Raw genomic sequence first — 12,146 nt, forward strand, 5'->3', positions numbered from 1 at the left:
GCAACAATTAAGCGGCAATAGGGATATAGATTCTAGCATTTTCAATCCGATTAATAATTGCTTTAACTTGCGATAAATCCTGGGATTCAAACCAATCGTCGGTTAAATAATCGTAGGCTTCCCAAGTTTGAGTGACTTCAAAATCATAGCAGATAAACCATTCCCGATAGAGTTCCCCTTGATCGATATCAGGACACAACGAAAGCCATTCATCTCCAGTAAAAGTTTCAATCTTATTAATAATTTCTTGCAAATCTGAAATACTCAAGGAACTATCACAAGGGTTAGTAAAACTGACAGTATATTCAAAAGTTGTTAAAGTCAGATTTGATTTCATGGTTAAAATTTAACTCGATATTCTTACTTTACTTATATTTACTCTGACAAATACAGGGGAGTGTGACACTATTTAAACTAGACCAGTTCCGAGTCATCCTATTAACACAACCGACTCAAAAGATTAAGCTAAAGTTCCAGGGTGCATTCTAATTATTACTATTAAACATAAAAAATTATTTATTACTCCCCCTTCCCTAGTAGGGAAGGGGGTTGGGGGGTTAGGTCTTAGGGGTTGGCAATGGAAAATGAAACAGCCCTGCCCTAGCCCCCCGTGCACGGGGGGCTAGGGCAGGAGGGAACACCCGGGGAAAACACTTTACCGTCTGGGTTCCAAGATCTGTCTGGTGTTTTAACTGCCTTGGCGGTTGCTATATCCTTTGAAAATGGCCCATGACCCAGAAAATTTTTTCTCTTAAACCTTGTTATCCTTTATGCGGCTACTACCTCAACGTCCTTAGCTTCAGGTTTCACAACAATCCATTTTCCCGTTTGGGGATCACGGTAGGCGATGAAGGGGTTGGGGCGTAGTTCTTTTGCGGAAAGTTGAGTTGCCATAGGTCAGCACTCCAAAGACTTAGCCTTATCTTTAAAATTGTGCCATTCTCAATTGAGGTTTACCGTGATATCATCCTGATCTAATTGTGAGGTTGATCAGGGGTTATGAGTGATGGAAGACACAGGAATTGGGTGATTTGTCCCATTTTAATGGGCGCGGTAGGATTAGTTGGTTATCTTTCCTATCGTAGTGGACAAAAAGCGGTAGAAGATATGGCAAAACCTTTGATGGTAGAAATCGGCGATCCCGATGTCCAAGTTGTAATAGAATTAATTAAAGAAATTCCAGATCCAGAAATTCCTCTAATCCAATTTCTAACAAAAGCAGTGCGGAAATTTCAATTTGAACAGATAGTTGACTTAATTGATCCCCTGATCAATGATCAATAGCGATTTTCCCAAGCATTCTAGGACAAGAGATTTGGCTGAGTGCAAAAAGAAATGATCTCCGGGAAACATCTCCACAGAGAAAGCCGAGTTGGTTTGTTCCCACCAAGCTTCTATCTCCAAGGCGTTAGGTTTCAAATCTTCTAATCCACCAAAAGCAGTAATTGGACAATCCAGAGGCGGTAAGTCCTTGTAGGAGTAAGTTTCAACTACCGAAAAATCGGCTCGGAGAGTAGGAAGCAACAGTGCCATCAACTCAGCATTTTCTAGTACCGCTTCCGGTGTACCAGCATAGCGACGCAATTCCTTGATCAATTCCGATTCTGGTAGGGCGTGAATTTGGGGAGTGCGATCGGGAATTTGCGGAGCGCGGTATCCCGAAACGAACAGGTGTAATGGACTTTGGTTATATTCTTTACGAAGTAGCCGCGCCAGTTCAAAGCTAACTAATCCGCCCATACTGTGACCAAAAAAAGCAAAAGGTTTAGTTAGGTGGGGTAATATGGCTCGATCAAGAGCCTGTATCAGAGGCTCCATTTGGGTAAAAGGGGTTTCCCGCAGTCGAGAATTACGTCCGGGAAGTTCGATTGGACAAATCTCAACCGTTGATGGTAGACTATCAATCCAAGAACGAAATATCGCGGCTCCACCCCCGGCATAATGGAAGCAGAATAGTCGTAATTTAGCTTCAGGATTAGGTTTTGGATATGTTACCCAGGAGTTAGCAGTTGGGGTTAGATTGGGCTTTGGTTGGTCTATTTGCATAAATTTCTGTTTAGTGGAACTTCAACAAATTTTAATTTAAGTGAGTAAATATTTCCAGGACTTACGCAAGCACGCTATATATAGCGTACTAAAAGTAGGCGATCGCATACCAATGATAATAGCAATCACCCTAAAAAGTCCTGATTATTTATTTAAAAATAAACCCAAAAGAATCAAACAAGTTCCATTTTTATCGAAGGACAATTCAGTTCTTTGATTAAATAACTGGACAAAGATTCAGCTTTTAACTGACAGGACTTACGCAGGCACACTATATATAGTGTGCCTGCGTAAGTCCTGTAAAAACTATTTCCTATTCCCGATAAAGTTTCTCAAAAATATCATACATTTCCCTCGCTAATTTTTTAGGATTCCATAAAGGGGCTAAGGAATTTTGGTTTTGAGATTGAATTAAATGGGATTTAATTTGATCGCGTAAATTAGCATCTAAACCTAATTTAATCCCTAATTGTGTATATTCTTCCCAAGTCCAAGCCGCACCGATATCGAGATTAACTGCTTTTAAAAACGAGTAACCCATGCGAGATAAATATTGTTCCCCAGCCCGGGTAATAATGGGTAAATTAGCCGATAGAGCCTCTAAATTATGGGTTCCTCCATTATAAGGATAGGAGTCTAATAGGGCATCCGCCACATAATAAATCGCTCGATGTTCTTCTTCGGTTTTGGTTAACCCAATAAAAATTACTCGACCTTGATCAACATTCTGTTCAACACAAACTTGGTGATAAAGTTCTCGAATTAAGTTATTATCCCCTTGACCTTTCCTGAGTAATACACTATTGGGAACTCCTTGAAGAATTTTAACCTGAGCTTGAATCATTTCTAGGTTAGTTTTTCGTCCGGGTGCTACACATAAATAAACTATTTGATCCGGCTGAATATTTAAACCCTTTCTCACCGCATTTCTATCCACTGGACGGCTTTTAAAAGGTTCTAAAGCGACGGAAGTATGGGGTAAACGGATTAACTTTTCTAGGTAATGTTTTTCAATTCCTTGGGGATGGCTATATTGATCACAAAAGAAATAGTTATCACCGGAAACATAGGGAGCATCAAACCCTAACCAAGACACACAAACCGGGGCAGGTCTACGATATAATATCTGAACATTTGTAGGCACGGTCATAGAGTCCAAATCCACTAAAATATCTAATCGATCTCCCAGAATTTCTGTAGTTAATTCCTCTGGCGAACCAAACCCATTCGGAAAGGATTTTGGCCAGTAAAATTTCGCCGCTATTTGTTCAAATCTTTGGGTAACTTCATCCGTTGGTAACTGTCCGGTGACATAAATATAAATATGGGGGGAAATTAGGGACAATTCTTTAATTAAGTTCTCACTACACCAGCCCACAGAATGCCGTCGGAAGTGTTTAGAAATCAAGCCAATTCTTAGGGGTTTCAAACTCGTTTTTTCAGGTATCAAGGCATACTGAGGCGAGGGGACTCCACTGAAGCGATGTTTAGCATATTGTTGGGCAATTAAGCGATATAATTTGGCGTTGGCTTCCACATCATCCCGCAGGTGGGAAACCGTAAATAGGAGAATTTCATAGAGAATAATTACTTCTGAAACCTCTAATTTATCGGGATCTTGATAACAAATTTTTTCTAATTCTATGAGTTTTTCTAGCGCCTGTTGACAAGCCCCCGATTGACTATAGGCAAAAATATAGGCAACTGCTGATAAAACCGGAACTTTATCCCCACATTTCTGACAATATAAATCCGACATTTCTCTAGCTTTAGCTAAATTTGTGGAATGGCTGAGTAAATCACACAATTGTTGATAGGCTTCGACAAAATCCGGTTTAAGCTCAATTGCTTTTTCTAAATTAATTAGGGCTTCTGAGGGCTGATCATGTTTGCGAATATGGGCTAATCGACAATGAAGTTCTGCCCAATCCGGTTGTAAAGCTAAGGCTTGTTCAAAGTTTTGAATCGCTGCTTCTACCCTACCAATTTTAGCATAAATATTCGCAATATTGGCATAACTATCAATAGAATCGGGTTTAAGTTTAATTGATTGTTGATAATGATAAATAGCCTGTTCCGATTCCCCTTTATTTGAGAAAATATGACCGAGATAGAGATAGGGTTGAGGTAAATCGGGTTTAAGTTCAATCGCTTTTTGATAATATTGAATAGCCTCTTGTTCTTCTCCTTGTTGCGATCGCACACTCCCTAGATTAGCATAAACTTCTGCCCACTGAGGTTTTAAAGCGATCGCTCGTTGATAATTTTTAGCAGCTTCATCCCAAAGACCTCGACGGGCTAAACTATTGCCAAATTCAAAGTTAAATTCCGCTTCAACTAAATTCGGTTGTAATTCTAAGGCTTTTTGCCAAGCTGTAATAGATTCATCAACCCGACCCACGGTTTGAAAAACCTTGCCTAAATTCCAGTAAACTGCCGCTAAATTAGGATTAAGTTCTAATGCTTTTTCATAACTCGAAATTGCCTGTTCCCACTGTTGCATTTTAAACAACATAGTGCCAATATTAGCATGAATTTCTGCGAAATTTGGTCGCATTTCTAATGCTTGAAAATAAGCCCGTAATGCCGATTCTATTTTGCCTTGGAATTGCAGAATATTTCCTAGTGTTAAATAGGCGGGTAAATAATCCGGTTGTAATTTCAAGGCTTGATGACAAGCGACAAGGGCTTGTTGATAAAACCCTTGACTCATGAGAATTTCAGCTTTTTGTTTATATTGTTGAACTTCTAAATTTTCACTCTCTTTTTCTGGGGGAGTGTTCACTAAAAACTGTTGATTTGCAGACGCAACTAAAGCTGTTTCAATATTGGATTCAGATCGAGATTGGAATTGGGTTTCTAGTCCAGCATTTGCTAATTCAACTCCCCCTTCATAAAACCCTGGATTCTCGCCTTCAACCTCGCCAGACTCTTGAAACTTTAATTGCAGTAGTCGGTTTAGTTCCTGATGGGTAAAGGCTTGTTTGGGATTAAGTTGAATCGCTTTTTTATAACAATTAATTGCCTGATTAACTTGATTTACTTTAACTAAATTTTCAGCTATTTTTAAATAAAATATTTCTTTATCTGGTTGTAAGTCTATGGCTTTTTGATAATAATTAATTGCTAGTTCTATTTTCTCCTGTTTTGTGAGTAAATTTCCCGTCATCCAATAAATTAACCCTTGATTTGGATTAATTTCTAGTGCTATTTGATAACAGGAAAGTGCTTCATCTAAACGTTCTTTGATAAAATAAATACTGCCCAAATTAGCATGGGCTTCTGTAAAATCAGGTTGTATTTCTAGGGCTTGGGTATAGGCTAAAATCGCTAAATCTAACCGAGATTGAACATAAAGAGCATTTCCCACAACCAAATACGCAGAAGCCAAATCCGGTTGTAAATTTAGGGCTTGATGTAAATAGTTAATTCCGTCTTCTTCCTTACCGATTAAAATATAAACTTCCGCCAGTCTTTTATAAACTTCTGCGTCTTGGGAATCCATGGCTAAAGCCTGCTGAAATATATGAATTGCAGCTTCTAAATTCCCCAATTCTTTAAGCTGAATCCCTTGTTTTAATAGGGAAGAAACCGAATCTAAACTCACAATTTACTCTCCAATTACGAATCAAATGCCCACGTTAATCAGTATATCAATCAGTCGGTTAGTGTTTATAACTTCTTTGTGTTGGTTGTGTCTTTGTGGTTAAATTAGACTTGACTCCCATCTAAAACAACCCTTTATTGAGGATAAATTAAAATGAGCCAACCAGATCCCGTAACATTAATGAAACAGTATGTGGGCAAAGCCGCCGCTGATCGAGTACAATCGGGAACGATTGTTGGACTCGGAACTGGTTCCACCACAGCCTACGCGATTCAGTATATTGGAGAACGGCTCCAAAGTGGAGAACTCAAAGATATTAAAGGCATTCCTACCTCCTTTCAAGCCACAGTATTAGCCAAACAATATGGCATTCCATTAACCACATTAGACGAAGTGGATCACATTGATATTGCCATTGATGGTGCTGATGAAGTTGATCCTAGCAAAAATTTAATTAAAGGAGGTGGGGCTGCCCATACCCGTGAGAAAATTGTTGATAGTTTGGCAGAAGTTTTTATTGTAGTTGTCGATAATTCTAAACTGGTTGATAGACTCGGATCAACTTTTTTATTACCCGTTGAAGTGATTCCGATGGCGATGACTCCAGTGATGAAAGCCCTGGAAAAATTAGGGGGAAAACCGACCCTAAGAATGGGGGTAAAAAAAGCGGGGCCAGTGGTGACAGATGAAGGAAATTTGGTGATTGATGTTAAGTTTGATCTGCTGGAAAATCCCGCCGAATTAGAAAAAGAAATCAACAATATTCCTGGGGTTTTAGATAATGGTTTATTTGTGGGGGTTGCTGATATCATTCTTGTCGGTGAAGTTATCGACGGAGAAGCGAAAGTTCGAGAAATTTTATAACCTTAAATAACCTTAAATACCCTCGTTACTCTCGTTCCCTGGTTCTCCAGGGGACGAACTTTCAGAGCATCTACTTCGGTTAAAATCAGGTAGAATATAGCAACAATAAAAATCATATATTTTAGCCATCAAACCTGCCAATTTCTATGCCATCTATTCCAGTTGCTACAGTCAAACTTGGATACACTCCCCAGTCAGAAGACACCAGCATTGATGCAGATGTGCTAATGTTTCAACTGTTGCGAGAACTTACACCCCAACAGAAAGCTCAACGAGTTCGCCACTTCAATCAATCCACTCGAAAATTAATACTAATTGGCATCAAAAATCAGTATCCTAATAGTTGTTTGTCTTGGGTTCGTCAAGAATTAATTAGAAGGCGTTTAGGTCAAGAATGGATTACAATTTTAGGGTTAAAAACAATAGAATCCGAGATAGAGGAGAAATGGATGATTTTAGATCCCCTAGAATTAGCCTGTCGAATAGCTGTGCTGTTTGAAACTTTAAATATTCCCTATTTGGTGGGGGGTTCTGTGGCGAGTTCTCTTTTAGGAGAAAGTCGTTCAACACAAGACCTAGATTTAGTGATTAGTATTTCACCGTCGCAAGCACCGCAACTTATTCAAGCATTGACAGAAGATTTTTATATTAGTGAATCTGCTGTTATAGAGGCTATTAATCAGAGAAGATCATTTAATATTATTCATTTAAAATCAATGGAAAAAGTCGATATTTTTGTAATTGGAGATGATGGTTTTTCTCGTTCTAAAATGAGTCGTCGTCAAATTTATAGGATTGATGATTCCGAAACCGGAATTTATATCTATTCATCTGAAGATATTATTCTACAAAAGTTGTCTTGGTATAAACTTTCGGCTACGGAGTCTCAAAAACAGTGGAGAGATGTCTTAGGGGTTTTAAAAGTCCAAGGAGAACGTCTTGATTTTAACTATCTGAATCAATGGACTGAAATCCTTAAACTCCAACCTCTTTTAGAGTCAGCTTTACAACAAGCTGGGTTACAGGAATAATTGTGAACGAATGGGATCTGACTTTCACGAGTTTTTAAGCCGAGCCTGGTTTTATCTTGACACTAATATTTGATGCCGTTTGCAGAAAACAGAAGGATTTTAGGGTAAACCTTACCTATTATACATCTTGGCGAATTTAGCCCTAATAAATTAAATAGAATCTCTGCATAATTATATAGTCCTAATAACTGAATATTTTTTATTTCTATCTCCATAGTTAGATGTTTAGTTAAATTAATTAATTTAAAATAAGAGGGTAAAAATAGATCAAAAACTGTTTTGATTATATATAGCAATCCTATTTGAGTTGTGTTTAAAATCCCTGTTCCCTGCTATATCACTATTCAGGGATAATTTCCGTAACTACAGGGGTTCCCGTATTCCCTCCACTAACCACAATTGTATCATTTTCAAACCGACCCACGGCTTTTTCTCCCATCAAACTAAATGGGGGATCAATTTGACGATAGACGACGTTTCCTTCGGCGGAAAAAGACTGTTGAATAATATCCCAATTAACTGCATTAGCATTTAATTGGACTTGACGTTTTTGACCAATTCCGACTACATTCCCAGTTAAATAAAAGATATTATTTTTCAAATCTCCCCATCCTTGATTTGCGGTTAAAGTTACTTGCTGCTCTCGTTGAATAATGGTAATAAACTGGGGAGAACTAATCGTTTGTTTCTCATAATTCCATTGTAATTCCTGACTAGAAATTTGTAAAGGTGGTTGAGATAAAGCGATTTGAGCATTCTTTTTCAGAATACCAATTTTAGTTTTTAAATTCATTTCTGCTGTTTCTGCCACCCCTCGGTCTGTAATAGTTTGATTTTGATAGCGTTCAATCTCAGTTTTCATATTACTGATTAAAAGTTGCGGTTCCATTTGCCAAATAATATGATCACTTTGTAACTTAACAACCGGATCTTTTGCGCTGACAGTGGCTTTATCCCAAAATTCTACTCGTTTTTGGCGATAAAATACCTGAACTTCCCGAGCCACCGCTTGCAATTGAGCATGATCTCCGGTGACTCCATTTCGCACTACAATAATATACTGTTGGACAATCCATTCTAGTTCTTTTCCCTTCAAAACTAGACCCGTATTTGGATCGGTAGCCACAATATTATTGCGTAAAAAAATACGTCTGCTATTCTGTTCAAATTCCCCTTGATCGGCTTTAATTTTATATAGTAATTTACCCTGATCGTATAATTCACCAACGGGATTTTTTACCGTTGCCATTTTTTTGTCTTTACTATAATTGATCTGCTTGGCTTTAATTTTCCATAACAATTTTCCCTGATCATCCGCCTGTTCTAAGGTGACATCATCTAAAGTTAATGTCCGTTCAAATTCTTCAGAAGGCTTAGATTTAGAATCCTTTGAGGTCGGTTCAACATTTTTGGGAGCGCAAGCATAAATTCCGACTAAAATAATTACCCAAACCAGTAACAACCGCATCTAATTTTAATAATTTAGGAATTCAGAACTTCAGAAATAAATGGAGTAAAAACCAGCCTAAGCCAGCTTTTACTCTGTTTGTTTTTCTAGGAATGCTCCTCAATTATTTGTCCATCAATTAAACTAATTCCCGATAGGGGACGATAGCTATAGCTGGGACTACGGGGGGTTTTTTGGATTTCTTCTTTGATCATTTCTAAATCAATATAGCGATCGGCGACATTAATTAAACTATCACTGGTCATCGCTCGCAAACTCACTACTTCTACCCGCACACCGCGATAACTCACGGAGTCCACCGCATAGGCTAAATCTCCATCGCCACTGACTAAAACCGCCGTGTCATAGGAACCTACTAAGGCCATCATATCAACGGCGATTTCTACATCCAAATTGGCTTTTTTAGACCCATCAGGAAGTTGAACTAAATCTTTAGAAATCACCCGATAGCCATTCCGTCGCATCCACAATAAAAAGCCCTGTTGCTTCTCATTAGTCCGATCGACTCCCGTATAGAAAAAGGAGCGTAACAACCTAGATCCGGCGGTTAAACGACACAATAATTTGCTGTAATCAATTTCAATTCCCAGTTGCAAAGCTGCATAAAATAGATTAGAACCATCAATAAAGATAGCAACCCGGCCCCTGTTTTCCAGAACTTGTTCAGGAGTAAACAGTTCTCCAGTGGTGAGATGATTGAACATTTTTATACCTCTTTTTTATGAAAAAAATGATTTGAGTGTGAGTAAGGTAAACCAATTGAAATTGATGTTTTATGTTAAACCAGGCTATCATTAAAACGGGGTTGAATTTAGGATGACACCTCCTCTAAATCCTCCAAGCGTCTAAACACGGGTTGTCCTTCCTGTATGGGTTGATTGGCGGGTAAAGCGCCCCAAACCCCATGGATATCAAAGGACAGTGATGTTGTGATTATAGTCTGGTCATTAAAGTCAATAGTATATCCCAGTTGTTGATAAATCCGAGTGCTAATATTCGGAATAATCGGGGACAAAAGATAAGATGATAACCGAACTGATTCTAAAACCGAGTACAGAACTTGAGCGAGCGCTTCTTGTTTTCCTTGTTTATAAAGACTCCAAGGAGCTTTCTCATCAATGTATTTGTTCCCAGCCTGGATTAAGCTGAAAATAGCCTGGCAAACTTCGCTAAAAGCGAGGGAATCATAACCTTGAGTTACTGTATCCGTTAAGGTTAGACCGACGGATTTGAGCCCATCTTCTTGGGGGATATCCTGACTCTTAACATTAGGAACACAACCATTAAAATATTTATGCGCCATTTTCAGCGTCCGGTTGAGTAAGTTTCCTAAGTCATTAGCTAAGTTAGCATTAACGGTATGAATAAACCGAGTCTGACTATAATCACCATCCTGTCCAAATTCTATCTCTTTCAAAAAATAAAAGCGAATAGCATCGGAACCATATTGATTGACTAAAGCCACGGGATCAAGAGTATTCCCTAAGCTTTTGCCCATCTTCTTCCCATCTTTGGTTAAAAAACCGTGTCCAAAGATACGACCGGGTAGAGATAAACCTGCGGACATCAACATTGCTGGCCAATAAATGGCGTGGAACCTTAGAATATCCTTACCAATTAGATGTAAATTAATCGGCCACCATTTCGATAAAGCATTTTCTAAGGTGGGTTCATCTTCGGGGTCAAGCAAAGCAGTTACATATCCCAATAAGGCATCAAACCAAACATAAATCGTATGACTCGGATCGGTAGGAATGGGAAATCCCCAGTCAATATTAACGCGAGAAATCGAAAAATCCTGTAGTCCTTGCTTCACGAAGTTCATGACTTCGTTACGCCGACTTTCTGGCTGAATAAATTCAGGATGCTCTTGATATAAGATTTCTAAATGTTTCTGATAATTAGATAACCGGAAAAAATAGTTCTGCTCATCCCTCCATTCTACCACTTTATTAGTATGAATGGGGCATAATTTTCCTGGTGCTAATTCTCGTTCTTCTTTGTATTCTTCACAGGCGACACAATACCAACCTTGCTGTTGGCTGAGGTAGATATCTCCGTTATCCCAAACCCGTTGAAAAAACTCTTTAACAATGGCTTCGTGACGGGTTGCAGTTGTTCGACTAAAGCGATCATACTGAATATCAAAATGTTCCCACAGGGAGGCAAAACTAGAGGCAATTTGATCACAATGATCCTGGGGAAAACGACCTAATTCCTCTGCTGTGCGTTGAATTTTTTGACCGTGTTCATCGGTTCCCGTAATCAGAAGAACTGATTTTCCTTGGAGTCGTTGAAATCGGGCAATGGCGTCAGCCGCTATGGTTGTATAAGCGCTGCCAATGTGAGGAACATCATTGACATAATAAAGAGGTGTTGTAATAGAAAAGGTATTTAAAGGGGTTTGTGTCAATTTCATTTAGATTTATTTAAAAGATTTTTAATCAAAGCTAGGGGGATAATGGGGGTAATAAGCTGTACTGCATTTAAACTGTATATTCGCTTCGTGCGAGGACGCGCTGCTGACGCCGGGCTTCGCCAACGCTAACCTGACTGGGTGAACTACTTTTAAGTCATATTCCATACTACTCTATAGGGAAAGATAGATCACATCAAATTAAAGGCGGTTGAAACCGCATCTACACAAACAAAACCCGCCGACGCGGGTTGAAGATTCTGGGGCGGATTTTTCCTACCCACATACCATATAAGTCCGCGCAGGCGGACATCGTTTGTGTAGCCGTGATTTCAATCGCCGAGGGCTTTATTTCTACTCTATAGGGAAAAATAGATCACATCAAATTAAAGGCGGTTGAAACCGCATCTACACAAACAAAACCCGCCGACGCGGGTTGAAGATTCTGGGGCGGATTTTTCCTACCCACATACCATATAAGTCCGCGCAGGCGGACATCGTTTGTGTAGCCGTGATTTCAATCGCCGAGGGCTTTATTTCTACTCTATAGGGAAAAATAGATCACATCAAATTAAAGGCGGTTGAAACCGCATCTACACAAACAAAACCCGCCGACGCGGGTTGAAGATTCTGGGGCGGATTTTTCCTACCCACATACCATATAAGTCCGCGCAGGCGGACATCGTTTGTGTAGCCGTGATTTCAATCGCCGAG

The 12,146-nt window shown here is 39.1% G+C and carries 10 protein-coding genes; 3 read left to right on the forward strand and 7 right to left on the reverse strand.

Annotation, left to right across the window (positions count from 1 at the left end; all coding sequences use genetic code 11):
* Window positions 1–7: 7 nt before the first annotated feature.
* Together NMG88_RS15655 and NMG88_RS22515 are read right to left on the reverse strand one after the other, a co-directional pair.
* Complete coding sequence (locus NMG88_RS15655) at window positions 8–337, reverse strand: hypothetical protein (protein ID WP_235751482.1); 330 nt, start codon at window positions 335–337, stop codon at window positions 8–10.
* 431 nt (window positions 338–768) lie between these two features.
* On the reverse strand, window positions 769–894 hold the full coding sequence (locus NMG88_RS22515) for a hypothetical protein (RefSeq protein ID WP_264477052.1): 126 nt from the start codon (window positions 892–894) through the stop codon (window positions 769–771).
* A gap of 105 nt (window positions 895–999) precedes the next feature.
* Here NMG88_RS22515 and NMG88_RS15660 point away from each other — a divergent pair, with 105 nt between their 5' ends.
* Window positions 1,000–1,284, forward strand: a complete 285-nt coding sequence (locus NMG88_RS15660) for a hypothetical protein (protein ID WP_227365598.1) — start codon at window positions 1,000–1,002, stop codon at window positions 1,282–1,284.
* On the opposite strand, the gene NMG88_RS15665 is transcribed toward NMG88_RS15660, so the two are convergent.
* Window positions 1,255–2,046, reverse strand: coding sequence for a thioesterase II family protein (locus NMG88_RS15665; RefSeq protein ID WP_235751481.1), 792 nt, complete (start codon window positions 2,044–2,046; stop codon window positions 1,255–1,257). The genes NMG88_RS15660 and NMG88_RS15665 overlap by 30 nt on opposite strands.
* 313 nt (window positions 2,047–2,359) lie before the next feature.
* The gene (locus NMG88_RS15670; protein WP_254035590.1) at window positions 2,360–5,653 is read right to left on the reverse strand and encodes a tetratricopeptide repeat protein; all 3,294 of its coding nucleotides are present in this window, start codon (window positions 5,651–5,653) and stop codon (window positions 2,360–2,362) included.
* A 153-nt stretch (window positions 5,654–5,806) separates the two neighbouring features.
* On the opposite strand from NMG88_RS15670, the gene rpiA reads away from it, so the two are divergent.
* Both rpiA and NMG88_RS15680 read left to right on the forward strand, forming a co-directional pair.
* Window positions 5,807–6,517 (forward strand): ribose-5-phosphate isomerase RpiA, encoded by a 711-nt coding sequence (gene rpiA, locus NMG88_RS15675; RefSeq protein WP_042154161.1) that lies wholly within the window; start codon window positions 5,807–5,809, stop codon window positions 6,515–6,517.
* 146 nt (window positions 6,518–6,663) lie between these two features.
* Window positions 6,664–7,548, forward strand: coding sequence for a hypothetical protein (locus NMG88_RS15680; RefSeq protein ID WP_042154159.1), 885 nt, complete (start codon window positions 6,664–6,666; stop codon window positions 7,546–7,548).
* 340 nt (window positions 7,549–7,888) lie between these two features.
* Here NMG88_RS15680 and lptC read toward each other — a convergent pair whose 3' ends face one another.
* The 3 genes from lptC to metG form a co-directional block, all read right to left on the reverse strand.
* Entirely contained in the window at window positions 7,889–9,016 is a 1,128-nt protein-coding gene (gene lptC, locus NMG88_RS15685) for an LPS export ABC transporter periplasmic protein LptC (protein WP_235751479.1), read from the reverse strand.
* Window positions 9,017–9,102: 86 nt separating this feature from the next.
* On the reverse strand, window positions 9,103–9,720 hold the full coding sequence (locus NMG88_RS15690; protein ID WP_026795546.1) for a LabA-like NYN domain-containing protein: 618 nt from the start codon (window positions 9,718–9,720) through the stop codon (window positions 9,103–9,105).
* A 107-nt stretch (window positions 9,721–9,827) separates the two neighbouring features.
* Window positions 9,828–11,435, reverse strand: a complete 1,608-nt coding sequence (gene metG / locus NMG88_RS15695; protein WP_026795547.1) for a methionine--tRNA ligase — start codon at window positions 11,433–11,435, stop codon at window positions 9,828–9,830.
* Window positions 11,436–12,146 lie beyond the last annotated feature (711 nt).

Source organism: Planktothrix agardhii (assembly GCF_904830935.1).
GTDB classification, from domain to species: domain Bacteria; phylum Cyanobacteriota; class Cyanobacteriia; order Cyanobacteriales; family Microcoleaceae; genus Planktothrix; species Planktothrix agardhii.